We start from the raw sequence: 25,143 nt of genomic DNA, 5'->3' as shown, positions 1-25,143 counted from the left end.
GTTATCGGGTCGCTGACCGATAGTCGCCCCAGTCAAGGACACTGGAGTCCAGCGCGGTCGGGTCCGCTTCGCGGAGTGCCCAGAGAACCATTTCGGCGACTGACTCCGGGTCACGACCGCCGTCACCGGAGAGGTCCGTCGCGACCTGTCCGGGGTCGACTGCACCGACCGGCGTATCGAGGTCAGCCGCGAACCCGCGGGCGACAGCCTCCGCAGCAGCCTTCGAAACGGCGTAGGAGCCGTATCCGGGCATCCCCTCGCGGGCGACGACGCCCGTGGGGACGACAATGCGGGCGTCGGGACCGAGGTGCGGAACGGCTTCGCGAATCGTCGAGAACACGCCGCGGGCGTTCGTCCGGAGGTGGTCGTCGAAGGCGGCGTAGGACTCCTCGGTAAGCGGTGTCTCACCGGCGGTGCCGTGGTAGACGCCGGCGTTGGCGACGACGTACTGTATTGCACCGTTGCCGGCGCGCGTGGCAGTTTCGAACAGCCGTTCCACGTCGTACTCGTCGCGCACGTCCGTCCGAATCGCAGTCACGGAGCCGCCAGCGTCCCGGATGTCGGTTGCGACCGCGTCGAGCGCCTCGGCGTCACGAGCGCAGATGACCGTCTGTGCGCCCGCATCCGCTACCGCGTGGGCTATCTGCTCGCCGATGCCTCTACTCGCACCCGTGACGACAGCGGTTGCGCTGTCCATCGCTGGGACCATAGCGGGGGTACCGCTGCCAGCCACAAGGTCGTTGCTCTCACCCTCGGTTGGGTGGGAGCGGTAGTCTCTTGTCGAACGCCCGCTACCGACCGGGCATGGACATCACCATTGCCGAGTCGACGGTCGAGGGGACGGCGCAAGCGCCGCCGTCGAAGAGCTACACGCACCGGGCGGTGCTGGCCGCGGGCTACGCCGGCGGCGCGGTCGTCCGCGACCCGCTCGTGAGCGCGGACACGAAAGCCACGATGCGCGCAGTCGAGGCCTACGGGGGCAGCGTCTCGCTGGCCGAAGACGAATCGTCGGTCGAGGTGACGGGCTTCGACGGCCGGCCGGAGACCCCGGACGACGTCATCGACTGTGCCAACAGCGGGACGACGATGCGACTCGTCACCGCGACGGCTGCGCTGCAGGACGATCTCACAGTGCTGACCGGCGACGAGTCCCTCCGGTCGCGCCCGCAGGGGCCGCTGCTCGACGCCATCGAACAGCTGGGCGGCGACGCCGAGTCGACCCGCCGGAACGGGCAGGCCCCGCTGGTGGTCGGGGGCGGCGTCGACGGCGGCGCGGTCGAAATCCCTGGCGACGTCTCCTCCCAGTACATCACGGCCCTGCTGATGGCCGGGGCCGTTTCGCCGGAGGGCATCGACGTGGACCTGACGACCGAGCTGAAGTCGTCGCCGTACGTCGATATCACGCTTGAGGTGCTTGCCGACTTCGGCGTCGACGCCGCGAAGACCGACGCCGGGTTCACCGTCGAGGGCGGCCAGTCCTACGCGCCGACCGGCGGCGAGTACAGCGTCCCCGGCGACTTCTCGTCGATGAGCTACCTGCTCGCGGCCGGCGCGCTCGCCGCCGAGGACGGCCTGCGCGTCACGTCGGCCTACCCGAGCGCCCAGGGCGATTCGGCCATCATCGGGGTCCTCGACCGGATGGGGGCCGACCTCGACTGGGACGAGGACGACGGCGAGATAGCCGTCTCGCAGTCCGAACTGACCGGCATCGAGGTCGGCGTCGAGGACACGCCGGACCTCCTGCCGACCATCGCGACGCTGGGGGCCGCCGCCGACGGCGTCACCCGGATTACCGACGCCGAGCACGTCCGGTACAAGGAGACCGACCGCGTGAGCGCGATGGCCGAGGAACTGACGAAGATGGGTGCCGAGGTCGAAGAGAAACAGGACGAACTGTTCGTCTACGGCGGGGACAGCGACCTCGTCGGCACGACCGTCGAGGGCCGGGCGGACCACCGCATCATCATGTCACTCGCCGTCGCCGGCCTCGTCGCCGACGGCGAGACGACGGTGACCGGCGCGGAACACGTCGACGTGTCCTTCCCGGACTTCTTCGACGTGCTCGAATCGCTGGGCGCGGCCGTCGGGCGGTAAATCACAGGGCTGAGGACGCACAGAGTTTTGCCATAAAAAATTGGTAGGTAGCTAACAGATAAGTGCCCTTATCACCCGCGAAGAATATTTACAACGAGCGTTGTGAACGAATTAGACGACGGTGCGCACTCCCCCACGGACACCACGAGAGTTCTCTACCTCGACGACGACCAGTTGCTGCTCGACCTGCAGGCCGACATCGCCGCCGAACGCGAGGGAATCGAACTAGCGACGACGCCGGATACCGACCGGGCGAAGGCGCTGCTGGACGACAGCGAGTTCGAGTACGTCGTCGTCGGTGGCAAGCGCACCATCACGTCAGCGCACGGATTCGCCCGCGAGGTTCAGGCGACATATCCCGACACGTCGCTGGTACGGTACGCCTGGGAGACCGGAGAAGACGGCGCGGGCGAGGTGTTCGATTCGGTCCTCGAAAAGCAGGTCGAGCCGACAGGGACGATACAGCTACTCGACCGCGTCAGGTGGCTCGACGACTGAGGGGCGCATCTACAAGGTTCAAATGCCCTGAACCCCGACACCACTGTAATGAACGGCAACGAGTTCGGTCGTCTGTTCCGCATGACGACCTACGGCGAGTCTCACGGGGATGCGATGGGCTGTACCGTCTCCGGCATCCCGGCGGGCGTCGAACTCTCCGAGGAGGAGATACAGAAGGACCTCGACCGGCGCAAGCCCGGCCAGTCGATGATTACCACCTCGCGGGGAGAACCCGACAAGGTGAGCATCCAGTCCGGAATTCAGGACGGCTACACCACGGGCACGCCAATCGGGATGGTCATCCAGAACAAGGACGCCCGCTCGGGCAAGTACGAGCCGTTCATCACGGCTCCGCGGCCCTCACATGGCGACTACACCTACTCCGCGAAGTTCGGGACCCGGAACTGGGGCGGGGGCGGCCGCTCCTCGGCCCGCGAGACGGTCAACTGGGTCGCCGCCGGTGGCGTCGCAAAGCAGGTGCTCGAACAGTCCGACTACGACGTGACGATCAAGGCCCACGTCTGCCAGATCGGCGACGTAGAGGCCGACGACGTGACCTTCGAGGAGATGCTCGAACACAGCGAGGAAAACGAGGTCCGCTGTGGCGACCCCGAGGCCGCCGAGGAGATGCGGGAACTGGCCGACAAGTACCAGAAGGAGGGCGACTCCATCGGCGGGGCCATCTACTTCGAGTGTCGCGGCGTCCCCCGCGGGCTGGGCGCGCCCCGCTTCGACTCGATTCCCTCGCGGCTCGGCCAGGCGATGTACTCCATCCCGGCGGTCACCGACTTCGAACTCGGCATCGGCCGCGAGGCCCGCACCGCCACCGGGTCGGAGTACACCGAGGACTGGGAGTTCTCGGCCGACGGCGACCCGGTCCCCGTGGGCAACGACCACGGCGGGCTCCAGGGCGGTATCACGACGGGCGACCCCATCTACGGCGAGGTCACCTGGCACGCGCCCGTCTCCTTCCCGAAGACCCAGAAGACCGTCGACTGGGAGACCGGCGAGGAAAAGGAGATAACGGTCACGGGCCGCCACGACCCAGTTCTGCCGCCGCGGGCGGTCCCGGTCGTGGAGGCCATGCTCGCCTGTACGATACTGGACTTCATGCTGCTCGGCGGGCGCATCAACCCCGACCGACTCGACGACCGGCCGGGCGAGTACGACACCGACTACCATCCGTCCAGCCCGCAGAACGACCCCGAGGACGCGGACACCCACGCGAAAACCATCGACGACGAGTAAGATGGACGCACATCAGGAGTCCAAGTCGAACCCGTTCGGGATGGACGAGGAGTGCCAGAACTGCCCCGCACTCTGTGAGACGCGCGAGAACGTCGTCCACGGCTACGGCGACGTGGGTGCCGAGTTCATCGTCCTCGGTGACTCGCCCTCGGTCGGCACGGACGAGTCTGGCATCCCCTTCACCGACGAGCGCGAGCGCGAACTGCTCGACATTCTCGCGGCGGTCGACATGTGCTCGGACCCGGACGCCGACAGGCCGCAGCTGGAGAACACGTTCCTGACGTACGTGACCCGCTGTCGCCATCCAGACAGAGCGGCAACCGACGAGGAGGTCGTCAACTGCGAACCCTATCTCAACAGCGAGATACGGATGATAAACCCCGAGATTCTGCTGCCAGTTGGGCAGCGACCCCTCGAAGAGCTAGCCTTCGAGTACACGACGATGAGTGAAGACGAACTCGACATTGAAGACCGGCATGCGACGACGATCCGCGGTCGCGGGTTCGAAATCCTGCCGATGCTCCCGCCCGCCGAACAGACCGACGCGGAACGGACGGCATTTCTGGACCACTTCAGCGAGACGCTCGGACAGGACTACCGGCAGACGAAAGGCCGACGCGGGCGGTAGTCAGGTGTCAGACCGGACTTCGGTGTCAACGTCTTGAAGCAACTCGTCCGGGCTCGACACTGTCCCGTACTCTGTTGCTGCCTGTAGCCGGTTTTCGGCGTCGTGGCGGTACTGGCTCGCCTGTGTCGACTCACCCTGTTCGCTGGCGTAGGTCATCCCGCTGAGCCACTCGGCGGCCTGCCAGAGACAGGTCGCCTTCTTACGCGCGCGTTCCGACAACTCGGCCAGCCCGTTATCGTCTGCTTCACGGACAGCCGTTGTGAACTCCTCGACGCTTTCCTCGAAGTCCGCTGCGGCACTGTCGAACCCGCCCCGAGCGAGCGCCATCTCTCCGTCTTCGACAGTCTCCAGTGCGTCGGATAGCTGGCGGCGCGCCTCACGATACCGGATGTAGCCGACATGGTACGCCCGCTGTGCCGCTGCGGTCCCGGACAGCGTGGCTTCGCGTTCGCAGTCGCGGCACACAATCTTCGGTTGCGACTCCCCAAGAACACGGTACTCCGACCCACATCCATCACATTTGTAGGTCTGGGATTGCTCCATATAGTTTCTCTTAGTTATCAAATACTACTCACATCTTATAATTGTTCTGTCGCTGCACGGGAACACAAGGGACTAATCACAGTCGGGCCGAGAAGACAGTATGACTACGGTAACTGTGCTGGCTGACCCGCCAGTTGAAGGGTTCGTGTTACAGGAGTTGGCTGGCGGCATTGTAGACGACGCCGAGGCTGCTGAGCTATACGAGGCCATGTTGCTCGACGTCTGTCGTGCAGTGGAGATCAGCGGTGCCGAGTTGTTGGTGAACTACCGACCCTCGGAACAGGTCCCGGACGGCGTCGACCCCGAGGCCGCGGTGCGAGAGCCGGTGACGGAGGCGCTCGAATCACCGGGCAACGCTCGGTTCGAGGTACAGGTCGGTTCGACGTTCGCGGGTCGGGTCGGGAACACAGTGACGCACCTCCTTGACCGGGAAGACGTCGCAACTGTCGCCGCCGTCGAACCGACAGCGGCGCTGTTGACACGCCAACTTATCGACAGTGCGGCGATGAAACTTCGGTCCAGCGGCGTGGTTCTCGGCCCTGCTTCGAGCGGCCGCGTTTACTACGCCGGCTTCGGCGAACCGATAGATTTCGAGGACAGTTACGCTACCCCGGCAATCGAAACTATCGGTGAGCGTGCTGCCGACGCCGGTCTCGATGTAGACTTTCTCCCATCGACACCCACTCTCGAAACACGAGCCGATCTCAAGACCATCGTGCCGCTGCTACGCGCCCGAAACCGGGCTGGTCGGGTCGTACCGCAACGGACGATGGCATTTCTCGACGACCTCGGAATACGCGTTATCGACGACGATGACGAGCCGAGTGTGGTCCGAGAGACCGACAGGCCTTAGAAGGCCCACCGAATATGCTTGACTGCGGTGGGATGGCAGAGCGGCCTATTGCGCCTGCCTTGAAAGCAGGTATCCTCACGGATTCCTGGGTTCAAATCCCAGTCCCACCGTATTTTGCCACGAACAAACCGTGAGTGGCAAGTACGCCAGCTGTGATTTGAACCCTGCAAGTCCCGTCGCCCGAACGCAGTGAGTGTGATCGCTTTGCTCTGGAGTGCGTCGGGCCTGAATCAACAGACGGCGCGAGCAACAACACCGCAACGGGGAACCACAGAATTCGCATCTTTCTGAGTCGTAAGGACAGTTTACTGAACCGAGGCAATCGGGCGGTTTTATGTCGATGGTCCGGATTATATCCGTATAATGGTACGTGAGGATAGGTCCACAAGACGGCACTTTTCGGGCCTCTTGACGGTGTGTATCATCGCTCTCCTTCTCGCAGTGTCGGCGGCAGGGCCCGCTGTTGCTGAACCGAGTCTATTTGTGTCCGGGGCGTCAAAAGGTACAAATACGATACTTGCCGGTGACTCGGTGAACGTCACCGCGACAGTCCAAAACACCGGCAGCTCGGGCGGTGCAATGAACATTGAGTATGTAGTAAACGGTACAACTAGAGTGACTGAGCGAGTCGTCGTCGACGCCGGTTCTTCAGTTGAGCGAACACAGGCATTGAAGTTGGATAGTCCTGGAACGTACAGGATTAAGGTCCAGAGCCCGGGGAAGTCCGCCGGACGAGTCAAAGTCAAGCCCGCAATTGTGGAGCCAACTCGGATGGACCCGGCTACACGGCAACTCAAAATACGCGGTGGGATGGTCCCGACGAACGAACCATACGTGATGAACGTCTCGGGGCCAGCGAATCGCTCATTCACGCTTCAGTCTTGGACGGTCAACGCGTCACAAGAGGCTTTCACGCAGGACGTGACGGAGTACACCGATCCCAGCTCGGCAAACATCCCAGTGCCATCCGGTGACGACGCATCAGTGTTCGGCGTGGTTACCGTCGGATCGTCGGCGGGGGTCCAGCCGTCGTCAATGCAGTTCGTGTTGAACCGCTCGAATCTCCAGTCGGCTGGCATCGACGCTTCGGCGGTCCGCGTGTATCACCGTGTGAACGGGTCATGGCGAGCCGCCGAAACGAGCGTTGTCGAGGAGCGAACCGAGCAAGTCGTCTACGAGGCGGACACGGCGGGGGCATCGGCCTACGCGATTGGGAAGATCGAGCCTGCATTCAGCATCACGCGAACCGCGGTTGTCAGCGAGCAAGTTTCTGAGGGGCAGCAGGTCGTCGTTGAAGCAACGGTCTCCAACAGCGGCGGTATCGAAGGAACCTACGACGCACGGATGCAGGTGGACGGTGACGTCGTCAATCGGACATCGGTAACTGTGCCAGCAGACGGCGAGCGGACAGTCACGCTGTCGACGGTCGTGACGACACCGGGACAGTTCCAGATCAAGTTCAACGATGTCAACGCCGGCGACATTCGGGTGACTGAGAGTGAGGTCCAGACCGACGGAAACGGCGGTGCCGAACCAGAGGCGGAACCGACAGGCACGGAGCCAGCAGTCCAGACTGAACCCGCAGTCGGTAGTGGCGACGGACTCGGGCCGCTCCCGGCGACAGTCATGGGTATCAGTACGATGCTGATCATCGGCGGGCTGCTCGGTGCGTTACTCCTGTTCGGCGTCGTCATCGCGATTCTCCGACGGAGCGGCAGCCGGAACGACAGCGGCTTCGAACTGTAGACGGGGAGAGAAACCCTTTTTATGCCAGTGTCCAGAGAACCGCGTATGGATTGGCCACACGATCCGGACGGTGAGGAAGGAAGCGAGGGCCGGCGCAAGTACGGTCACGCTGTGCTGGCGAAGAAAGTCGATGAGGACGAGGACTTCCCACTGACCGCCGAGGAATACGTCGAACAGTACGGCGACCACCCGGTTCGGATCGACTACGAGACCGTCGTTAGCGTGGCGGACATCTTCGAATATGTCGACCAAGAGGAGTTCGAGGACTTCCCGGACTTTCATAAATCGCTCGGGCGCGCGCTGCGCGAGGCGGACTGGTGGCCGTACAGACTCGAACAGGCCTGACTGTGTAGTGTGTGGGCACGACACATACTTGTGGGTGGCCGGTGTAGCATCGCGTATGGCGACGACATCTTCAAACGGTGGCCGTACCGGACAGGGGCTTCCCGAAGACGTTATTGCTGACCTGTTGTCGAACGACACTCGCCGTCGCGCGCTGTCGATACTGGCCGACCGCGATGAGTCGGTCGTCGTGTCGGACCTCGCCGCGTCGGTTCTGGCGGCCGAGCGTGACATCGAGCCGGCAGCAGTCCCGGACACTGCAAAAGCCGAACTCACCGAGGAACTGTTCACCGAGCACCTTCCAAAGCTGACGGCGACAGACATCGTTGCGTACAACTCAATGGTCGGGACTGTCGAGATACAGCAACGCGACGTAGTACCGACTGACTACTGTTGATACTGGGTCGCGCGTCCGGACTCCGACACCGATCGGACCGGGTCACAGTCCCCGCTGCCAGTGCATTTCGATAGAGCAATACCCGTTGCTTCCAAACTGTCGATGGACAGTGACTAACACCCAGATAACCCATATACAGATAGACAATTACGGCCCGTGGACCGTGACGCCGGAACCCCGCCGTGAAGTCGATCTTCAAACACTCCAATCTCGGCTGTACGCTGACCTCGCACAACTGTTCGGGAACCGCGACGGCTACATCTTCTTCTCGCGGTTCGACAACATGATTGCCGTGACGAACGGACTGGACGAGGCGGCACACGCACTCATTCAGGAGTCTGTCGGTAACCGCTACCCGGTGACGATGAGCCTCTCTGTCGCGACGGGAACGACACCCGTCTCGGCGCTGGGGACGGCAACGGAACAACTTCAGGAGGCCGGGAGTGCGCAGGACAAGGGGCGGCGAGAAGTGCTACGCGGCCAGACGATCGACGATGAGTTCCGGAAGCCCACAGACGTACAACTCGCGCATTTCGATGTCGACGACGCCACCGAGAAGTACACAGACCAGCTCAATGAGTTCGACACCTTCATCCAGATAGAGCAGGGGTACGCGGCACTCATGAAGTATATGCGTGAGGCCCACGACTCGCTATCGTTTTTCGTCGGCGGTGATAACGTCATCGCAGTCTGCCCGGACTTGGACGAGGCGGACTACCACGATGCAATCAACCACGTCCGCGACGCCGTCGATGTGGAGCTGAAAGTCGGCGTCGGACGCGGACGGACGGCAGCTACGGCCGGGATGGACGCCAAGCACGCGTTAGAGACCTGTCGAGCGACCGGCGAGGCCGTCACCATCGAAACCGAAACAACTGAGTAATTTGTGAGTCACGCGATATAAACGTAGTGGAGGTATCTTTTAGACCGGTCGTGTGGTAACCACACACATGAACGGTGAGGTCACTGTGCGGGAGGTTATGAACCGAGAGTACGTCGGTGCGAGCGAGTCCGACGACCTCCTCGAAACGACGGAGTTGCTGATCCGTGAGGACCAGCACCCGATTCTCGTATTGCGGGGGAACGAACCGGTCGGCGTCGCGACGGACAGGGACGTGCTGGCATACATCGTCGATGGGGGCGACCCGGACACCGCCACAGTCGGCGACGTGATGCGCGAGTCCATTCCAACGATTGACCCTGACGCCGGGCTTCCGGAGGCCCGCGACCGAATGGCGACGCGGTCCGCCGAGTTCCTCTTGGTCACGGCGGACAGTGAACCGCTCGGAACGCTGACTGAGCATGACATCCTCTCGACCGCGAGACTAGAGAGCGAGTCGACGAGCGTTGTCGAGCAGCCCTCGCCGGTTGCAACGACCGGTCAAGAAGCCACCACCGATGGGATGCAGTCCGCCGCCGAGGATTCGTTCGATAATCAGGGTATCTGTTCTGCCTGCAGCACGTTTACACGGGATCTAGCGTCGTTCAACGGGCAACTCCTCTGTTCGGACTGTCGTGATGTCTGAGCCGCGCTGGCGGGCCTCTGCGCTCACAGCAGACAGAGACGGCGGCGTGGCCGAACTGTTTTGACCGTACGCCACGGAGTACTACCGTGGAGATTGCCACCGCCTCGATGGATGACGTGGACACCATCGTCGACCTGTGGGTCCGACTGGCGGAGAGCCAGCGTGCACACGGGTCACATCTGTTCGGGGACCGGAACCGGACCGCGGTCCGGGAGACTGTCGTACAGCGAATCGTCGCCGAAAACGTCTGTATCGCCCGTATAGACCGACACGTCGTCGGGTTCGTCATGGTGACTATCGACAGCGGCCGGTACGAACAAGATAAGACACGGGGCATCATCGAGAACATCTTCGTCGAACCGGTCCACAGAAACCGGGGGATCGGCAGCGAACTGCTCGATACGGCGGAAGAACTACTCCGCCAGGCTGGTGCGGACATCCTCGCGCTGGAAGCAATGGCGGACAACGAGTCCGCCCGACAGTTATATCGCGCACACGGCTACACACCACATCGAATCGAGCTCGAAAAGCCGACCGAAAACGATACTCTCTAAATGGTCCCCACACAACGCTGGTATGCAACCGCGCCAGGGGAGCTTGGGTGGTCCAAGCACTCGACTTGTAATCGAGAGTTCGTGGGTTCAAATCCCACCCCTGGCTTCGCCAGTTCGGTCCGGAACCGGACACGGAACCCCGCGACGAGAAGTTGTGACTGCCACACTGGCAACCACTGTGCGCCTTCACTGACGGCCCAGATATGTCGCATCGCTGGACCCCCAGCGTGGGTGAGACTGCCAGATGGGTCTACGTTTTTACCGCTGGAGGGCGTACGGTAGGGTATGAGTGAATCCGAAGAAGAACTGCCGGGCAGCGACGAGGAGTGGCGCGAAATACTCTCTGACGAGGAGTACCGAATCCTCCGCGAGTCCGGAACGGAGCCGCGGTTTAGCAGTGACCTCATCGACGTAGAAGGCGAGGGTGTGTTCACCTGTGCCGGCTGTGGGACGGAACTGTTCGATAGCGACCGAAAATTCGAATCAGAGACCGGCTGGCCGAGCTTCTGGGACGTGTATCAGGAAGGCAACGTCGAGACACGGGCGGACAACAGCCACGGGATGCAGCGAACAGAAGTCGTTTGTGCCGAGTGTGGCGGTCATCTGGGTCACGTGTTTGATGACGGACCGGAGCCGACCGGGAAGCGGTACTGTATCAACGGTGCGGCGCTTGACTTCGAGTCGGAGTAGCGACCACCGGAACCCTTTTTTCCGTCATTGAAGTTGATACGGCTAGACGTGACTGAACACGGGACCGACGAGGCCGGCGACGAGGGGGCCGGACCACCGGTCGACGAGTCGCTAGTCGACGAGCCGCCGACTGCCACCGCCGAACAGCCACAGCCGGAGAGCCACTTGCTAGCTGAGAGCCTCCGGACGTTTCCGTGGCTCCGCGCGGCCGGTGTCGCAATCGGGACGCTCGCTGTCGAGTATTTGCTCGTCGCACTGCTCTTTCTCGTCGGCCCGTCGTCGGTCGACTTCCCGGAGCTGTCGGACCGGCTAATCCAGTACGGGTTCGTGCTGTACAACGCCCACCACGTGCCGACGCTGGTGACGGCGTCGGACGCAGAGGTGTACGGCTCGGCCGCCCGGAACGTCTTGTACGGCGCACAGGGTGCGAGCGTCCCGCCGCTCGTCTATTTCTTGATTCCGATTGTCGCCTTGCTCGTCGTCGGCGCGCTGTTCGAACGCTATCGCGGCGATACCCGGTCGGACAGCATGCTCGAAGAGGCGGCGCTCGTCGGTACCAGCATCGGCTTCGGTTATGTCGCAACGGGGTTCGCGGGGAGCTTCGTGTTCGTCCGGACGGTCATGTTCGACAGCGGGGCCGAGGGACAGGCCGCACCGGCAGTGCTGTGGCTCCTCATCCTGCTGTTTTTCTTCCCGCTCGTATTTGCGAGTCTCGGCGCGGCCGCTCGGTATCTCTACGCCGACTGGACCTCTGGCGCGTAGGTCGTGTCGATAAATTCGAGGATGCGCCCGGATTCGGCCATTGTGACACCACGGTCGTCGTCGACCAGCACCGGGACGCCGCGCTGGCCGGAGACCCGTTTTACCTCGTCGCGCTTCGAGTGCAGCGCCTCGACCCAGACACTGTCGTAATCGATACCGAGTTCGTCCAGTCGGTCCGCGACCGTCTCACAGTACGGACAGCCGTCGAGTTGGTAGAGCGTCAGGCTCATACTGGCGTTACGGACGCTGTCCTCAAGGTGGTTGTGCTCGAAAAAACGCGGCAGTCGACCTGGCGTTACTCGTACAGCCAGGACGCGTCGATCTGGTCCCAGTCGACGAGTTCGTCCTCGTCGAAGAACAGCTCGATTTCTCGCTCGTTTGCGCCCTCGTCCTCGTGGTCGGAGCCGTGGATGACGTTCCGACCGAGGTCGAGCCCGTAGTCGCCGCGGATGGTACCGGGCGCGGACTCGGCTGGGTCAGTCTCGCCCATCATGTTTCGGACCTGCCGGGTCGCGTCCTGGCCTTCCCAGACCATCGCGAACACGGGGCCGGACGTGATGAAGTCCACGAGACTGTCGAAGAACGGCTTGTCCTCGTGCTCGCCGTAGTGTTCCTCGGCGAGGTCCTGGTCTATCTGCATGAACTTGCCGCCGACCATCTTCAGGCCGCGGTCCTCGAAGCGGGAGACGATGTCCCCGATGAGACCACGCTGGACGCCGTCAGGCTTGACCATCACGAAGGTGCGTTCGTGCTCGGACATCAGGCCTCAGCCTCCTCAGCTTCTTCGTCAGCCTCGTCCTCAGCCTCCGCGTCGGCCTCGTCGGCAGCGGCGTCTTCGTCAGCCTCGTCCGCAGCCGCCTCGGCCTCAGCTTCTGCCTCGTCGGCGTCAGCTTCGACTTCTTCGGCTTCGGCTTCGTCCTCACCGGCATCGCCGCGGGCGGTGTCGGTCCATTCGAGGTTGCGGGCCTCGCGGCCCAGGTCGGCGTTGTTCTCACACTTCGAGGAACAGAAGTGCGTCGTCGCGCCGTCCTTGTGGACGAACATCGTGCCCGTGCCGGGCTCGATGTCGGCGCCGCAGTAGTCACATTCGCGTGTCCGGGGCATGGTTACTGCCCTCCGATGGTGTCGGCCTCGCGGGCCGTCTCGCGGAGCTGGAGCACGTCACCTTCGCGGACCGGGCCGAGAACGTTGCGCGTGATGATGCGCCCCTGGTTCTCGCCTTCGCGGATGCGGCACTTGACCTGCATGGCCTCGCCGTGCATCCCCGTCCGGCCCACGACTTCGATGACCTCGGCGGGCGTGGAACCGCTGCTTTCGGATTCCTCAGCGCTCATCCGAGGTCACCTCACCGAAGCTCCTCGACCTTGTCGGCGATGTCCTCGACATCGGCGTCAGCCTCACCGGCGTCGGTGACGGCTGCGGCGGCCGAGCCGACTTCGAGCCCGGCGGCGTGACCGAGGTCGTCCTGCTGCTCGACGAAGATGAAGGGGACGCCCTTCTCGTCGGCGAGCTCCGGGATGTGCATGACGATCTCCTCGGGCTGGACATCTTCAGCGACAAAGACGAGCTCGGCGGAGCCGCGCTCGATAGCTTTGGTCGTCTCGTTTGTACCCTTCTTTACCGAGCCTGTGTCCCGGGCGACCTCGAGCGCCTCGAGGGCGTCGTCTTCGAGGTCCGCGGGAACGTCGAAATCTACGTATACTGGCATTTGTATGTTCACCTCCTGCGCGCGAGCTCAGGCTCCCCCGCCGTGTCCGGGCCGCGAGGCCCGTCACACCGTGGTGGTGTGTATCCTGAAAAGGCTGGGAGCATCATCAACTCGGCGCAGGCTGTACCCCATTCTGTGCTACCGGCCCTAAAAGCGCTTTCGAAGCCGAAATCGCGTGCCAGCCCGCCACACAGGTGCTGTCGGGGGTCTGCCTGTTCTGCGGCCGCCGACGCGTCGGCCAGCACGGCCCGCACGTCTGCGACTGCTGCGGTCAGGGCCGTCGTCGAGACGCGCCCAATCGCTGTCTGGACGACTGGATAATCGATACCCGCTCGGAGCAGAGCGGGGTCTGGCGGGGAGACACACCGGCGACTGTGTCCGGTCCAGTGAAAAGCGCACTTGGGGAGCGCTGTGACCGTCAGGCCCATGTCGGCGCACCGTCCACCACCGGTATGGACATCGCGCGGTCGCTCCGAGCGGAGGCCCGCCGCGCAAACGAGCGGCGGCTCCTCGTTCTGGCGGGCGACCCTGAAAGCACGCGGGAGCGAGCGAGAGCAGCGCTCGACGCGGCGGACGTTCCCGGCGCGGAGACGACAGTAGTCGGTCCGGAGCCGTTCCTCGCGTGTGAGCAGCACGAACAGTCCCGCGCCGAGGAGCTTCTGGGCCGGACTCGGACAGCTGTCGTCCTCGATGCACACGAGGAACTGCGACCCGACGCGCTCGGGCGGACCGTCGGTGCCGTCGACGGCGGCGGCCTCTACGTCCTCCTCGCGCCGCCCTTGGAGACGTGGCCGGAGGGTCGCGACGGGTTCGACGCCTCGCTCGCAGTCCCGCCGTTCGAGGTCGAGGACGTGACCGGTCACTTCCGCCGTCGGTTTGTCGAGACGCTCCGGGTACACCGGGGTATCGCCATCGTCGACGCCGACACGGGCACTGTCGAGCAAGACGGGCTGACGGACCCGCCACCGAGCCGTCCGGTTCAGAGCCCGACCCCGCCCGCCGACGCGCAGTTCCGCCCCGAGACCTACGCTCAGTGTCTCACCGACGACCAGCGGGACGCGGTCCGGGCGTTCGAGTCGCTACGAACCGCCAGCGAGGCACTCGTGGTCGAGGCTGACCGGGGCCGGGGAAAGTCAGGCGCTGCCGGGCTGGCCGCTGGAACCCTCGCTGTCGAAGGGCGGGACGTGCTGGTGACCGCACCACAGTACCGGAGCGCCGGCGAGGTGTTTACGCGGGCGGCACACCTGCTGGAGGTACTCGGCAGTAACTTCGCGCGAGACCGGGCGTCGAACCCCCAGCGGCTCGACGTTTCCGGGGCGGGCTGTGTGCGGTATGCGCCGCCGGAGCAAGCTGCATTGCTTCCGGATGGCCCAGACGTGGTCATCGTGGATGAGGCTGCGGCCCTGCCGGTCAGACGGCTCGAACAGTTCCTCGACGCCCCGGCAGTCGCCTTCACCACGACTGTCCACGGCTACGAGGGGGCGGGCCGAGGCTTCTCTGTCCGGTTCCGCGACCGGCTCGAAGAAAGCGACCACGCCGTCACCGACGTGTCGATGACGACACCGATTCGGTACGGCGACGCCGACCCCGTGGAGGTGTGGGCGTTCCGGGCGCTGTTGCTGGATGCCCGCCCGCCGGTCGACCAGCTCATCGACGGTTCGACGCCGGAGACCGTCGAGTACCGCCGGCTCTCGGCGGCAGACCTGCTCGCCGACGAACACCTGCTCCGAGAGGTGTTTGGCCTGCTCGTGCTGGCGCACTACCGGACGGAACCCTCGGACCTGGCCCGACTGCTCGACGCACCCAATCTCGCTGTCCGGGCGCTGACCCACGAGGGCCACGTCGTTGCTGTGGCGTTGCTGGCACAGGAGGGCGGGCTCTCGGCTGATACGCGAGCTGCGATGTACGAGGGTGGACGGGTGCGGGGAAATATGCTCCCGGACGTGCTGTCGACGCAGCTCCGTGACGAGGCCGCCGGAATCCCGGTCGGCCAGCGGGTCCTCCGCATCGCAACCCACGCCGCGGTCCGGTCCCGCGGGCTCGGCTCCCACCTCCTTTCGGAAATCAGAGCGGAGTTCGCCGACCACGTGGACTGGCTGGGCGTCGGGTACGGCGCGACGCCGGAACTCGTCCGCTTCTGGGCTGATAACGGATATCAGACGGTACACCTCGCCACCTCGCGGAACGCGACGAGCGGCGAGTACTCTGTCGTGATGGTGGACCCGTGTTCCGATGACGGGGCGGCGCTCGCGGCGCGGCACGGGGCGTGGTTTCAGGACCGCATCGCCGCAGTGCTGTCGGACCCGCTCGACGACTGCGACCCTGACGTGGTTCGAACAGTGCTTCGAGCGACCCACGGAGAGCCGTCCCTCTCCCTCTCCGAGTGGGAGTGGCGACTGGTTGCCGGCGTCCCCGGCGGCGCGTCGGTTCTCGACACGAATCCGAAGCCGTTCCGTGAACTCGCCCGCCGGCACCTGTCGGCCCCCGCCGACGCGACCGCGCTCGCGCCGCGGGAGGAACGCCTGCTGGTCAAGAAGGTGTTGCAAGCACAGCCGTGGCCGACAGTCGCCGAGGAACTGGGATTCGTCTCTGAGCGTGAGTGCATGCGGACACTCGGTGGAATAGTCGAAAGGTTGACGAGTCTGTACGGCGACCTTTGGGTACAGGAGGAACTCGACAGACACCAATGAGCCTGCTTGGCCTCGAAACGCTGTTGTTCGTACTCGCGTTCGCCCTGCTGGTCGGGGGCGTCGTCGGCAGTCTCACGCCCCAGGTCCCCGGCGCGCTCGTCTCGCTCGCCGGCGTCTATCTCTACTGGATTGCAAGCGGAATGTCCGACCCCGGCACACTCTTGCTGGCCCTGCTGACGCTGGTCGGGCTGCTGACGTGGGCTGTCGATGTCGCGGGTGGGGCCGTCGCTGCACGCGTCGGCGGGGCGTCGAACTGGACAGCGGCCCTCGCTGGCGTCGTCGCACTCGTTCTCTTCTTTGTTACCGGCCCGCTCGGCATCCTGCTGGGCGTCGCCGGCACGGTGTTCGTCGTCGAGTTCTACCGGCAAGAGGACGCTCGCGGGAGCGCGAAGGCTGCCCTCGTGACGACCGCTGGGATGCTGGCCTCAAGCGTTGTGCAGGCCCTGCTGACGGCATCGATACTGGTCACCATGGTCGCTGTCGCGCTCCTATGACACAGTGCGCGGTGGACGGTTGCGAAACCGAGGCCGCGGTCGAACTCCACATCCCATGGGACGCGAACCGAGCGGTGTGTCCGGACCATGCCCGCGTCTGGGCGCAAAAAGACGGCGTCGTCCCAGCGCCGATGGACGGCCACGAGGACGAGTGGCCGTAGACTGTTGTTCTCCCGATAGCCGTATTAGTTCACACGAAGGTATTTAATTCGCAGGCTGTCAACTGTTCTCGAAGAAAATATAATAATAATTGGGTTTGAATACGGCAAGTGAGGCGTGTTATCATGAAACGCGAGATGCTCACCACCGACTTCATCGACCGTGCAGCGGACATCTATGACGACGTGACCGGTATCGTCGCACATGACGGCACCGAGTACACGTACGCGGAGGTAAACGAGCGGGTCAACCAGTTGGCACACGCGCTGTCGGACCGCGGTGTCTCGAAGGGAAGTCGCGTCGCTCTCCTCGCCCCGAACACGCACTACTTCATCGAGACGCTGTACGCAGCAAACAAACTCGGTGCCGTGTTCGTCCCGCTGAACTACCGGCTCGACCCTGCGAAAATCGAGTATATTCTGAACGACTGCGAAGCCGCAACAGTCATCGCCGACTACGATTTCGCGGAGAAAGTCCAGCCGGTACGAGACGACATCCCAGCGGAGACGTTCATCGGCTACAAGCCGGACCGTATCGACGGGGAATGGGAGGGGTACAGCGATGTTCTCGACGGGCAACCGACAGCCGAACCGGACCGACCAGACCTGACAGAGGACGACGACGCCAGCATCAACTACACGTCCGGAACGACGGGGGACCCGAAGGGCGTGGTCAGGACCCATCGGACCGAGAGCTGGCACGCGCTGGTGCTCAACCAACACATGGAGATACGCGACGACGACACGTATCTCTGGACGCTGCCGATGTTCCACTGCAACGGCTGGGGCCACACCTACGCCATCACCGGGACCGGCGGGACCCACGTCTGTCAGCGTACCTTCGACGCCGCGGACACCTTCCGCCGGGTCCGTGAGTACGACGTGTCGTTCATGTGCGGCGCGCCGACGGTGCTGAACAAACTCATCCAGCACTACCGGGCCAGCGACGGCGACGTAGTGACACAGGGCGACCGCGACGTGCGAATCGCGACGGCCGGCAGCGCCCCGGCAACGGCGACCATCGAGCGCGTCGAAGACGAGTTCGGCTGGCGCATCATCCACATTTACGGCCTGACCGAGACAGCCCCTATCATCACGACCAGCAATTCCCCGCGGCGCATCGCCGAGCGGGGCCGTGAACTCAAGGTGAAGCAAGGCTCGGAGACGCTGTGTACCGACATCCGGGTCGTCGACGAGGACGGCACCGACGTGCCACGCGACGGGGCGACTATCGGCGAGATCGTGGTGCAGGGCAATCAGGTGATGGACCGCTATCTCAACAAACCCGAAATCACCGAGGAGGCGTTCAACGACCGTGTCGAGGGGTACTTCCACACCGGCGACCTCGCGACGTGGGACGACGACGGGATGATACAGATCATGGACCGCCGGAAAGACATCATCATCTCCGGCGGCGAGAACATCTCCTCGATAGAACTGGAAGACGAGCTGTACGACCACCCCGATGTGCTGAAAGCCGCGGTCATTCCGGCCCCGAGCGAGGACTGGGGCGAGACCCCGATGGCAATCGTCGTCCCGACGGCCGACAGCGATGCAACCGAACAGGATATTCTGGAGTTCCTCAGAGAGCGCGTCGCGAGCTACAAGGTCCCTTCAGGCATCGACTTCCGGGACTCGCTCCCCGAAACGGCGACCGGAAAAATCCAGAAATACGAGCTCCGCGAGGAGTACTGGCAGGAACAAGAGCGGATGATCGGCCAGGAGTAAGCGCGGCGGTGGCTGTGGAGCGCCGGGACAGTATTAGACGATTCTTTATTAGCGTTCCAACAGTCGGTCACACCATGCATCTGGGAGTCGTCGTGCCACGCGTCGAGGACCACAGCACAATCGACCTGGCCGTCGAAGCCGAAGACCACGGCTACGACTCGGTCTGGCTGAACGAACTGTGGGGTGCTAGCTCCGTCGTCGAACTCACAGACATCGCAACCCGGACCGACGACATCGAGATCGGCAGCGCGATACTCAACGTCTTCTCGCGGTCACCGGCCGTACTGGCGATGACAGCGACGACCCTCGACAGGGTCTCGGACGGGCGGGCAGTGCTGGGTCTGGGAACGAGTACAGCCCGGTCCATTGAGAACATGCACAGCATGGAGTTCGAGCGGCCCGTCCGTCGCGCCCATGAGACCATCGACATCGTAAAACGGCTCATGACCAGCGACGAGCGCGTGACATACGACGGCGAAGTGGTCTCGGTCAGGGGCGTGCCGCCGCTAGACCGTGACGTGCCGGTGTACCACGCTGCCCTCGGGCCAGCGAACAGGCGGGTCGTCGCCAGACTCGCCGACGGTTGGCTCCCGCACATGATTCCGTTCTCCGAACTGGAGTCGGCGTTCGACTACATCGCCGGGACCGCACGCGATGCCGACCGCGACCCGAGCGAGATTACGGTCGCGCCGTACGTGCCGGCAGTGGTCCACGAGGAGTCCGAGCGAGCGCGCGAGGAACTCCGGCAGCACATCGCCTACTACGTCGGCAGCGGCGAGGGCTACCGCCGGGCGGTCGCAGAGACGTATCCGGACCGGGCGGAACGCATCGCCGACGCCTGGCAGGCGGGTGACCGGGGCGAAGCAACAGAACTCGTCACCGACGAAATGACGACTGACCTCGGCATCGCAGGGACGCCAGCACAGGCGCGGGAGAAACGAGATAGCATTGCGGACAGAGATGTCATCGACCGCCTTCTGCTAACTGTGCCACAGCAGGTCGACGGGGAACTGGCTCGGACGACGATTCGCGCGCTGGGACCGAGCTAGAGATCGATCTCCATCATCACTTCGTCGGCGTACTCGTCGCCGAACTTGTAATGGTCCTCGCGGACGGCTTCAGTGTCCCAGCCGTGGCCTTCGAGGAAATCGATTGCGTCACCGTTCGTCGATGGGACAGAATTGTACAGTTTCTCGTAGCCGTTCGACGCCGCCCACTCGGTCCCGCGGGCGAGCAACTGCGAGCCGATGCCGTGGCCCCGATACCGTTCGAGCACACCCAGCGTTAGCTCTGCCGTGTGACTGAGCTTCTCGACCTCCGGGTGCTTGAGATGGACCCACCCGACCACGTCGTCGTTGATGCAGGCGACAAAGAAGATGCGCGACTCCAGTTCATTGTGCCGGAGCAGCACACCCTCGCTGTCCACCACGTCGGCGACGGTCTCCGCGTCGACGTACTCGCCGCCGCCGATAGCGGCCCGGATGGCCCCGACGAGGCCAGTCAGATCCTCCTGTCGCGCCTGGCGGATGGTGAACTCGATGTCGTCGGCCTCGAACTCCTCCTCGACGGTGTCGTTGTAGGCGACGCGGAGTTCGCCGTCGATCTCCTCCAGTACGCCGTCGCGTTTGAGTATCGCGACGTGATGGCCGAACGGTCGTGGGTCCATCTGTAGCGCCGACCGGGCAGCCCTCGGTTCCACCGATCCGTGTGACTCGACGTACTCGTAGATATCCCGTCGGTCCTCGTGGTCGAACTGCAGTGGCTCTGTCAACTCCATGGTATCTGCTACCACGACACAGTACTTAATCCTTTATCATAAACAATGTACGTCTCGGTAAACGGTCGCTACCGCTCCGGAACGCCGGTCAGCACCTGTGCCACGTCGCGGGCGTTGTGGGTGTCGACGAGCAGTTCCGCGGCCTCCCTGATGGCGTAGGAACCGGCTAACTCCACGCCGTAGCAGGCGGCGTAGCAGTCCAGCCAGTCGTTCATCGTCGCCTCCAGGCGCTCGAACTCGGACTCGGTGAACCGGACCCAGGTGCCGCCGGTGCGGGCCTCACAATAGAGCGCGACGGTGGGACCGAAACCCTCCCGGAGCAGGGCCATCGCGCGCTCGTCGTCCGGCGGGTCCGGGTCCAGCGACTCGCGGGCCGTCTCGGCGCGCCGGGCAAGCGCGCGTATCCGGTCGTGATACTGGTGGCTCACGGCTCTCAGCCCTGCTCGAACTCGACGCCCTTGCCCCCGGCGGGGTGTTCCCACTCGGTGTCGGCGACGACCGCGCAGGTCCCACACTCCACGCAGGGCTGGGTGTCAAGGCTCACGAGGTGTTCCTTGCTGCCGTTGGTCTGGACCATCTCGTCGCGGTAACAGCCCCCGCCGAAGTCCGCGGCACTGACCGGGCAGGCCGTGACAGCGGTCCCCGACGCCTCGAATGACTTGTCTACCAGTTCGATGTGTGGGTCGCCCACGTCGTAGGTCAGGTCGCCGATGCGGTCGGCCAGGTCCGGCGGGGAGACGGTGTTCTCGTCCTCGACTCGCTCGCCGAGTTCCTCGGCGATGACCGTCGGCAGCGTCACGTAGGGCAGTTTGGTGTCCGGAATCATCGACACCAGCGTCGGCGAGGCGTAGGCCCGTTCGAGCAGGCCCGACGCGGCCCGGACGCCGAAGCGACCGACGGCGGACTCGGCGACGCCGTTCGCGACGTCGTCGACCGGCCCGAGTTCGCCGAGCCGTCCGAACACCTCGTAGCGGGTCGGCCGAAGCTTGTCCATCACGCCCTCGTCGTGCAGCTTCTTCTCGTACAGTTCGCCGGCGCGGTGGGGTTCGTTGCGCGAGCGCGCGTCGGCGAAGGCTTCAGCGGCCAGCGCGCCCGCTGTGACCGCGTGGTTCATCCCCTTGATGATGGGGCCCTGAGCCTGCATCTGGCCGGCGGCGTCGCCGACCAGGACGAGGCGGTCCTTGTAGGGCGACGGATGGGCGGCCTTCTTCGAGTCCGGGACCAGTTTGGCGCTGTACTCGCGCTCGTCGTACTCGTCGCCGAGCCACTGGGCCATGAGCGGGTGGGTGAGCAGGCTGTCGAGCAGTTCGTGGGGCTCGGCCTTCTCCGCCGCGATGGAGTCGAGGTGGAACACGGTGCCGATGGAAAGGGACGACTCGTTGGTGTAGAGGAAGCCGCCGCCCCGGACGCCGTCGAAGAGGTCGCCCGAGAACAGGTGGGCCGCGCCGTCGTCCGGGTCCACGTCGAAGCGCTCGTTGATGACATCCGGCTCCACGTCGACGACGGCCTTGACGCCCTGGAACCACTCCTCCGGTTCCTCCCAGTCCATCAGGCCCGCGTCCCGCGCGAGTTCGGAGTTGACGCCGTCGGCGGCTACGACGAGGTCGGCCTTGATCGGGTCGAGTTCCTCCGTCGTCACGCCGACGATTTCCCCCCGCTCGCGCAGCAGGCCGGTGACGTGGACCTCGGTCAGCAGGCCGCCGCCGGTCTCGCGGGTGCGCTCGTGGACCTGCTGGGCGAGCCACGAATCCATCTTCCGGCGCAGCACCGCGTCGGCCCACGCCGTGTCGTGGTGGTGGAGGTCGCCGATGTCGAAGGTCTTGACCTTCTCGCCGGCAACGTTGTGGATGTAGTTCTCGGTGACCGGCCGCTCGGTCGCCGCCTCGCGGAAGTCCGGGAACAGCCCGTCGATGGTGTAGGCGGCCGACTCCTCGGCGTAGATGAGGCCGCCGGAGACGTTCTTCGACCCGGCGTCGACGCCGCGTTCGAGGACGAGCGTCTCGACGCCGTTTCGAGCGAGGTTCGCCGCCGCCGCGGCCCCGCCGGGGCCACAGCCGACGACGACCGCCTCGTACTCCTCGTAGGCGTCAGTCATCGCTGACCTCCCCTACGACCGCGCCGAGGTCGCCGGCTTCGACCGCCTCCGTCAGGCGCGGCAGGACCTCGAACAGGTCGCCCTCGATGAGGTAGTCCGAGAAGTCGCGGATGTCGGCGTCCGGGTCGGTGTTGACGGCGATTATCGTGTCGGACTCGTCACAGCCGACCTTGTGCTGAATCGCGCCGGAGATGCCCGCCGCGATGTACACGTCGGGTTCGACCGCCTGGCCGGACTCGCCGATCTGGCGCTCCTCGGTGACGTACTGCTCGACGTGGCTGTCGAAGGAGTACGACGAGGTGATGACCCCGCGGGACAGCCCAAGGTCGGCGTCCTCGAAGGCGTCGACGAGGTCCAGCGCCTGCTCGATGCCCCGCGTCGGGTCGTCGCCAATGCCCCGACCGACGGCGACGATAACGTCGTGGCCGGTGAGGTCGACACCGCCGGAGAGGCGGTCGTACTCCTCGACTTCGACCTGAAACCACGCATCCTCGAGGTCCATCTCGTAGTCGACGACCTCGCTGTCGCGCTCGTAATCGGGGTCGGGAATCTCGAAGCTCCCCGGGATGACGGACGCCCCCTGCGGGTGGAAATCCCGGTTGGGCTTGTCGATACAGAGGATGGTCGAGTACTCGAAGCCCGAGAAGTCCGGGCGCTTCATGTGCAGGACGCGCTCGAACTCCTTCTTGTCGCCGGCCGTGCCGACCTTCGCGGGGTTGGATATCATCGCGTTCTCGATGTACAGCCCCGAGCAGTCCGACGCTAGTCCGGAGTCGAGTTCGCCCTGGACGAGCGCCGAGAGGTCGCGGCCGTTGTTCGTGGCCGGGAAGACCGTGTAGCGCGGTTCGTGGTAGTCCTTCCAGTCGACTTCCTCGCGGCCCTCGGAGGCAAGGTCGCCGCCCGCGCGGGCCATGTCACAGAAGATTTCGGTGTAGGGCTGGTGGCGGAAGCGTTCGAGGCGGTCGTCCTCGTGATAGAGGACGAGGTCGGCCCCGTAGGCGATGACGTCGTCGACGTGGTCGCTGGCGTCGGCTCCGATGAGCACCGCGACGACGCGCTCGTCGGCATCGTACTCGGAGTTGTAGGTGTCCATCAGGTCGCGGGCCTTCCCGAGCATCTCCTTTGACACGTCCACGAGGTCGTCGGCCTGCGTCTCGCAGTAGACCCACATGTCGCGGTACTCTGCGCCGACGGTCCCCTCGACCCACTGCTTGTCGTTGGTCGGGTGGTCGAGGTCGGGGTACTTCTCCTCCGGCGGGACGTACTCGGCCTCATCGGTCTCTTCCTCGTCGGTTCCCTCGACGGACTCGATGCGGCTCTCTATCTGGGACTTCGCCGTCTTGCGGTCCTCGCCGGCCTGCTCGCGCTCCAGGAGGTCCCGGAGCACCGCGGCGTCGTCGATGTCCCGGACCATGTTCGCCACGTCGGCGACGGTCAGCGTGCCGAGGTCGACGGTCTCCGGGTCTATCTCTCCGTCGCCCTCGTCTTCGACCTTCTCGATGCGGTCCTCGATGAGTGTCTTGACCGGCACACGGTCCTCGCCGCCTTCCTCCAGTTCCAGCATCGCCCGCAGTTCGTCGGCGTCGTCGACGTCCTTTATTTTCGGTCCGAGGTCGGCAATTTCGTACTCTGTGGGGTCGATTTCGACCATTGTCAGTCACCCGCCGCGTACGGCGCGAGTTCGTCCAGCACCGGTCCCAGTGCCTCGCGTTCGTCTGCCTCAATGACCGTGGCCTCCCGCTCCGAGGGGGCCTTCGGAATCGGGTCGACCCCGGCGACGATGGTGGGCGAGCCGTCGAGGCCGATGTAGTCCGGGTCGAGGTTGAGGTCCTCGTGGTCCCAGACCGTCAGATGGTCCTCGTACTCCTCGGCGCGCTCTTTGGTCTCGGCGCGGAGGTCCTTGTGTTTCAGCCGGTGGCTGGCCCGCCGGTAGGTCGGTTCGAACTCGGGGTCGGCGACGATGAAACACGGCATCGGCGCTTCGACGGTCTCGATTTCGGAGATGTCGCCGTCGACCAGCCGCTTCGCCCGGACGGTGCCACCATCCTCGTCGATATCGAGCGAGAGAACGTGGGTAATTATCGGCCAGTCCAGACACCAGCAGGTCTGTGGGCCGGTGTGGCCCGTTTCGCCGTCGGCCGTCTTGAATCCAGCAAACACCAGATCGGGCTGCTCGTCGAGGTTCTGCAGGCCGGTAGCGACTGTCATCGCGGTGGCCCAGGTGTCCGCCGCCCCCATCTCCCGGTCCGAGAGGAGATACAGGTCGTCAGCGTACACGTCTGCCATCCCTTCCTGCAACACCTCTTTGTACCCCGGCGGCCCCATGCTCATCAGTGAGACGTGACCGCCGTTACGGACTTTCGTCTGGAACGCGGCCCGTAACGCGTGCTTGTCGTTAGGGTTCATCACCGTCGGTGTCTTGCCCCGTTCGAGATGGCCGTCTTCGTCGAACGATACCTGTCCCTCGCGGAAATCAGGGACGCCTTTGGTCATAACGACTGAGTGCATGGCAGTATGGTCCTCGTAAGTGAATGTCACACAAGAATATATAATAAATGTATGTTTACAATTCTCGGTGACAGGTCTCAGCGGGCAGAGAGTCCAGCAACCCA

General features: G+C 64.3%; 30 protein-coding genes and 2 tRNA genes. 20 read left to right on the top strand and 12 right to left on the bottom strand.

Annotated features, from left to right (window positions below; genetic code table 11):
• Position 1: 1 nt before the first annotated feature.
• Positions 2–709, bottom strand: a complete 708-nt coding sequence (locus tag DVK01_RS10265) for an SDR family NAD(P)-dependent oxidoreductase (protein WP_198560223.1) — start codon at positions 707–709, stop codon at positions 2–4.
• A gap of 95 nt (positions 710–804) precedes the next feature.
• Here DVK01_RS10265 and aroA point away from each other — a divergent pair, with 95 nt between their 5' ends.
• From aroA to DVK01_RS10245, 4 genes are all read left to right on the top strand, one after another.
• A complete protein-coding gene (gene aroA, locus DVK01_RS10260; RefSeq protein ID WP_121536565.1) occupies positions 805–2,094 on the top strand; it encodes a 3-phosphoshikimate 1-carboxyvinyltransferase in 1,290 nt (429 codons plus the stop codon).
• Positions 2,095–2,196: 102 nt separating this feature from the next.
• Positions 2,197–2,592 carry a hypothetical protein gene (locus DVK01_RS10255; RefSeq protein WP_101349542.1) on the top strand — a complete coding sequence of 132 codons (396 nt, stop codon included), beginning with the start codon at positions 2,197–2,199 and terminating at the stop codon, positions 2,590–2,592.
• Between the two features lie 48 nt (positions 2,593–2,640).
• Positions 2,641–3,840, top strand: coding sequence for a chorismate synthase (gene aroC, locus DVK01_RS10250; RefSeq protein WP_121536563.1), 1,200 nt, complete (start codon positions 2,641–2,643; stop codon positions 3,838–3,840).
• Between the two features lies 1 nt (position 3,841).
• A complete protein-coding gene (locus tag DVK01_RS10245; protein ID WP_101349540.1) occupies positions 3,842–4,468 on the top strand; it encodes a uracil-DNA glycosylase family protein in 627 nt (208 codons plus the stop codon).
• On the opposite strand, the gene DVK01_RS10240 is transcribed toward DVK01_RS10245, so the two are convergent.
• Complete coding sequence (locus DVK01_RS10240) at positions 4,469–5,011, bottom strand: hypothetical protein (RefSeq protein ID WP_101349539.1); 543 nt, start codon at positions 5,009–5,011, stop codon at positions 4,469–4,471. It abuts the gene before it with no gap.
• 100 nt (positions 5,012–5,111) lie between these two features.
• On the opposite strand from DVK01_RS10240, the gene DVK01_RS10235 reads away from it, so the two are divergent.
• From DVK01_RS10235 to DVK01_RS10185, 11 genes are all read left to right on the top strand, one after another.
• On the top strand, positions 5,112–5,864 hold the full coding sequence (locus DVK01_RS10235; protein WP_101349538.1) for a hypothetical protein: 753 nt from the start codon (positions 5,112–5,114) through the stop codon (positions 5,862–5,864).
• 26 nt (positions 5,865–5,890) lie between these two features.
• A tRNA-Ser gene (locus DVK01_RS10230) sits at positions 5,891–5,974 on the top strand.
• 373 nt (positions 5,975–6,347) lie between these two features.
• A complete protein-coding gene (locus tag DVK01_RS10225) occupies positions 6,348–7,610 on the top strand; it encodes a PGF-pre-PGF domain-containing protein (protein WP_121536561.1) in 1,263 nt (420 codons plus the stop codon).
• Between the two features lie 45 nt (positions 7,611–7,655).
• A complete protein-coding gene (locus DVK01_RS10220; protein WP_004593490.1) occupies positions 7,656–7,955 on the top strand; it encodes a DUF5785 family protein in 300 nt (99 codons plus the stop codon).
• A 55-nt stretch (positions 7,956–8,010) separates the two neighbouring features.
• A complete protein-coding gene (locus DVK01_RS10215; protein ID WP_121536559.1) occupies positions 8,011–8,349 on the top strand; it encodes a hypothetical protein in 339 nt (112 codons plus the stop codon).
• Between the two features lie 109 nt (positions 8,350–8,458).
• Positions 8,459–9,232 (top strand): GTP cyclohydrolase III, encoded by a 774-nt coding sequence (locus DVK01_RS10210; protein WP_121511023.1) that lies wholly within the window; start codon positions 8,459–8,461, stop codon positions 9,230–9,232.
• Between the two features lie 67 nt (positions 9,233–9,299).
• Complete coding sequence (locus tag DVK01_RS10205; protein ID WP_101349534.1) at positions 9,300–9,875, top strand: CBS domain-containing protein; 576 nt, start codon at positions 9,300–9,302, stop codon at positions 9,873–9,875.
• Between the two features lie 86 nt (positions 9,876–9,961).
• On the top strand, positions 9,962–10,429 hold the full coding sequence (locus tag DVK01_RS10200; RefSeq protein WP_198560222.1) for an N-acetyltransferase: 468 nt from the start codon (positions 9,962–9,964) through the stop codon (positions 10,427–10,429).
• Between the two features lie 32 nt (positions 10,430–10,461).
• Positions 10,462–10,535: transfer RNA gene (locus tag DVK01_RS10195), tRNA-Thr, on the top strand.
• A 179-nt stretch (positions 10,536–10,714) separates the two neighbouring features.
• Positions 10,715–11,119: a peptide-methionine (R)-S-oxide reductase MsrB gene (gene msrB / locus DVK01_RS10190; protein ID WP_121536557.1), complete on the top strand. Its 405-nt coding sequence runs from the start codon at positions 10,715–10,717 to the stop codon at positions 11,117–11,119.
• Positions 11,120–11,167: 48 nt separating this feature from the next.
• Positions 11,168–11,881: a hypothetical protein gene (locus DVK01_RS10185; RefSeq protein ID WP_121536555.1), complete on the top strand. Its 714-nt coding sequence runs from the start codon at positions 11,168–11,170 to the stop codon at positions 11,879–11,881.
• Here DVK01_RS10185 and DVK01_RS10180 read toward each other — a convergent pair.
• From DVK01_RS10180 to rpl7ae, 5 genes are all read right to left on the bottom strand, one after another.
• Positions 11,854–12,111: a glutaredoxin family protein gene (locus tag DVK01_RS10180; RefSeq protein ID WP_101349532.1), complete on the bottom strand. Its 258-nt coding sequence runs from the start codon at positions 12,109–12,111 to the stop codon at positions 11,854–11,856. The two genes, DVK01_RS10185 and DVK01_RS10180, sit on opposite strands and share 28 nt — an antisense overlap.
• Positions 12,112–12,176: 65 nt before the next feature.
• Entirely contained in the window at positions 12,177–12,641 is a 465-nt protein-coding gene (gene ndk, locus DVK01_RS10175) for a nucleoside-diphosphate kinase (protein ID WP_121536553.1), read from the bottom strand.
• Positions 12,641–12,985 carry a 50S ribosomal protein L24e gene (locus DVK01_RS10170; protein WP_121536551.1) on the bottom strand — a complete coding sequence of 115 codons (345 nt, stop codon included), beginning with the start codon at positions 12,983–12,985 and terminating at the stop codon, positions 12,641–12,643. Before DVK01_RS10170 ends, ndk begins: the two co-directional genes overlap by 1 nt.
• Before the next feature lie 2 nt (positions 12,986–12,987).
• Positions 12,988–13,215, bottom strand: coding sequence for a 30S ribosomal protein S28e (locus DVK01_RS10165; protein WP_004516764.1), 228 nt, complete (start codon positions 13,213–13,215; stop codon positions 12,988–12,990).
• A gap of 11 nt (positions 13,216–13,226) precedes the next feature.
• Complete coding sequence (gene rpl7ae / locus DVK01_RS10160) at positions 13,227–13,589, bottom strand: 50S ribosomal protein L7Ae (RefSeq protein WP_101349529.1); 363 nt, start codon at positions 13,587–13,589, stop codon at positions 13,227–13,229.
• A 452-nt stretch (positions 13,590–14,041) separates the two neighbouring features.
• Here rpl7ae and tmcA point away from each other — a divergent pair, with 452 nt between their 5' ends.
• From tmcA to DVK01_RS10135, 5 genes are all read left to right on the top strand, one after another.
• The gene (gene tmcA / locus DVK01_RS10150; protein WP_121536549.1) at positions 14,042–16,279 is read left to right on the top strand and encodes a tRNA(Met) cytidine acetyltransferase TmcA; all 2,238 of its coding nucleotides are present in this window, start codon (positions 14,042–14,044) and stop codon (positions 16,277–16,279) included.
• Positions 16,276–16,773, top strand: coding sequence for a DUF456 domain-containing protein (locus DVK01_RS10145; RefSeq protein ID WP_121536547.1), 498 nt, complete (start codon positions 16,276–16,278; stop codon positions 16,771–16,773). The genes tmcA and DVK01_RS10145 overlap by 4 nt, the downstream gene beginning before the upstream one ends.
• Positions 16,770–16,934 carry a hypothetical protein gene (locus tag DVK01_RS22210; RefSeq protein ID WP_199722322.1) on the top strand — a complete coding sequence of 55 codons (165 nt, stop codon included), beginning with the start codon at positions 16,770–16,772 and terminating at the stop codon, positions 16,932–16,934. Before DVK01_RS10145 ends, DVK01_RS22210 begins: the two co-directional genes overlap by 4 nt.
• Before the next feature lie 123 nt (positions 16,935–17,057).
• Positions 17,058–18,659 (top strand): class I adenylate-forming enzyme family protein, encoded by a 1,602-nt coding sequence (locus tag DVK01_RS10140; protein WP_101349526.1) that lies wholly within the window; start codon positions 17,058–17,060, stop codon positions 18,657–18,659.
• 74 nt (positions 18,660–18,733) lie between these two features.
• Positions 18,734–19,708, top strand: a complete 975-nt coding sequence (locus DVK01_RS10135; protein WP_101349525.1) for an LLM class flavin-dependent oxidoreductase — start codon at positions 18,734–18,736, stop codon at positions 19,706–19,708.
• Here the strand turns inward: DVK01_RS10135 and DVK01_RS10130 are convergent.
• The 5 genes from DVK01_RS10130 to DVK01_RS10110 all read right to left on the bottom strand — a co-directional run bounded on the left by DVK01_RS10130 (position 19,705) and on the right by DVK01_RS10110 (position 25,039).
• Entirely contained in the window at positions 19,705–20,436 is a 732-nt protein-coding gene (locus tag DVK01_RS10130; protein ID WP_101349524.1) for a GNAT family N-acetyltransferase, read from the bottom strand. The genes DVK01_RS10135 and DVK01_RS10130 overlap by 4 nt on opposite strands.
• A gap of 68 nt (positions 20,437–20,504) precedes the next feature.
• Positions 20,505–20,864, bottom strand: coding sequence for a hypothetical protein (locus DVK01_RS10125; RefSeq protein ID WP_101349523.1), 360 nt, complete (start codon positions 20,862–20,864; stop codon positions 20,505–20,507).
• A 5-nt stretch (positions 20,865–20,869) separates the two neighbouring features.
• Positions 20,870–22,531 carry an FAD-dependent monooxygenase gene (locus DVK01_RS10120; RefSeq protein WP_121536545.1) on the bottom strand — a complete coding sequence of 554 codons (1,662 nt, stop codon included), beginning with the start codon at positions 22,529–22,531 and terminating at the stop codon, positions 20,870–20,872.
• Positions 22,524–24,182, bottom strand: a complete 1,659-nt coding sequence (locus tag DVK01_RS10115; protein WP_121536543.1) for an electron transfer flavoprotein subunit alpha/FixB family protein — start codon at positions 24,180–24,182, stop codon at positions 22,524–22,526. Before DVK01_RS10115 ends, DVK01_RS10120 begins: the two co-directional genes overlap by 8 nt.
• Before the next feature lie 2 nt (positions 24,183–24,184).
• The gene (locus tag DVK01_RS10110) at positions 24,185–25,039 is read right to left on the bottom strand and encodes an electron transfer flavoprotein subunit beta (RefSeq protein WP_101349520.1); all 855 of its coding nucleotides are present in this window, start codon (positions 25,037–25,039) and stop codon (positions 24,185–24,187) included.
• Between the last annotated feature and the right edge of the window lie 104 nt (positions 25,040–25,143).

Source organism: Haloarcula sp. Atlit-120R (assembly GCF_003665885.1).
Classification (GTDB): domain Archaea; phylum Halobacteriota; class Halobacteria; order Halobacteriales; family Haloarculaceae; genus Haloarcula; species Haloarcula taiwanensis.
Note: the sequence above shows the minus strand (reverse complement) of the source record. Positions and strands in the feature narration are given on the sequence as shown.

Excerpts from the sequence above, each read along its gene's own strand:
- DVK01_RS10235 (WP_101349538.1), top strand. The coding sequence starts at position 5,112 with ATGACTACGGTAACTGTGCTGGCTGACCCGCCAGTTGAAGGGTTCGTG.
- ndk (WP_121536553.1), bottom strand. The coding sequence starts at position 12,641 with ATGTCCGAGCACGAACGCACCTTCGTGATGGTCAAGCCTGACGGCGTC.
- DVK01_RS10245 (WP_101349540.1), top strand. The coding sequence starts at position 3,842 with ATGGACGCACATCAGGAGTCCAAGTCGAACCCGTTCGGGATGGACGAG.
- DVK01_RS10130 (WP_101349524.1), bottom strand. The coding sequence starts at position 20,436 with ATGGAGTTGACAGAGCCACTGCAGTTCGACCACGAGGACCGACGGGAT.
- DVK01_RS10170 (WP_121536551.1), bottom strand. The coding sequence starts at position 12,985 with ATGCCCCGGACACGCGAATGTGACTACTGCGGCGCCGACATCGAGCCC.
- DVK01_RS10140 (WP_101349526.1), top strand. The coding sequence starts at position 17,058 with ATGAAACGCGAGATGCTCACCACCGACTTCATCGACCGTGCAGCGGAC.
- rpl7ae (WP_101349529.1), bottom strand. The coding sequence starts at position 13,589 with ATGCCAGTATACGTAGATTTCGACGTTCCCGCGGACCTCGAAGACGAC.
- DVK01_RS10115 (WP_121536543.1), bottom strand. The coding sequence starts at position 24,182 with ATGGTCGAAATCGACCCCACAGAGTACGAAATTGCCGACCTCGGACCG.
- aroA (WP_121536565.1), top strand. The coding sequence starts at position 805 with ATGGACATCACCATTGCCGAGTCGACGGTCGAGGGGACGGCGCAAGCG.
- DVK01_RS10120 (WP_121536545.1), bottom strand. The coding sequence starts at position 22,531 with ATGACTGACGCCTACGAGGAGTACGAGGCGGTCGTCGTCGGCTGTGGC.
- DVK01_RS10265 (WP_198560223.1), bottom strand. The coding sequence starts at position 709 with ATGGTCCCAGCGATGGACAGCGCAACCGCTGTCGTCACGGGTGCGAGT.
- DVK01_RS10205 (WP_101349534.1), top strand. The coding sequence starts at position 9,300 with ATGAACGGTGAGGTCACTGTGCGGGAGGTTATGAACCGAGAGTACGTC.
- DVK01_RS10180 (WP_101349532.1), bottom strand. The coding sequence starts at position 12,111 with ATGAGCCTGACGCTCTACCAACTCGACGGCTGTCCGTACTGTGAGACG.
- DVK01_RS22210 (WP_199722322.1), top strand. The coding sequence starts at position 16,770 with ATGACACAGTGCGCGGTGGACGGTTGCGAAACCGAGGCCGCGGTCGAA.
- msrB (WP_121536557.1), top strand. The coding sequence starts at position 10,715 with ATGAGTGAATCCGAAGAAGAACTGCCGGGCAGCGACGAGGAGTGGCGC.
- aroC (WP_121536563.1), top strand. The coding sequence starts at position 2,641 with ATGAACGGCAACGAGTTCGGTCGTCTGTTCCGCATGACGACCTACGGC.
- DVK01_RS10135 (WP_101349525.1), top strand. The coding sequence starts at position 18,734 with ATGCATCTGGGAGTCGTCGTGCCACGCGTCGAGGACCACAGCACAATC.
- tmcA (WP_121536549.1), top strand. The coding sequence starts at position 14,042 with ATGGACATCGCGCGGTCGCTCCGAGCGGAGGCCCGCCGCGCAAACGAG.
- DVK01_RS10220 (WP_004593490.1), top strand. The coding sequence starts at position 7,656 with ATGGATTGGCCACACGATCCGGACGGTGAGGAAGGAAGCGAGGGCCGG.
- DVK01_RS10215 (WP_121536559.1), top strand. The coding sequence starts at position 8,011 with ATGGCGACGACATCTTCAAACGGTGGCCGTACCGGACAGGGGCTTCCC.
- DVK01_RS10110 (WP_101349520.1), bottom strand. The coding sequence starts at position 25,039 with ATGCACTCAGTCGTTATGACCAAAGGCGTCCCTGATTTCCGCGAGGGA.
- DVK01_RS10165 (WP_004516764.1), bottom strand. The coding sequence starts at position 13,215 with ATGAGCGCTGAGGAATCCGAAAGCAGCGGTTCCACGCCCGCCGAGGTC.
- DVK01_RS10145 (WP_121536547.1), top strand. The coding sequence starts at position 16,276 with ATGAGCCTGCTTGGCCTCGAAACGCTGTTGTTCGTACTCGCGTTCGCC.
- DVK01_RS10240 (WP_101349539.1), bottom strand. The coding sequence starts at position 5,011 with ATGGAGCAATCCCAGACCTACAAATGTGATGGATGTGGGTCGGAGTAC.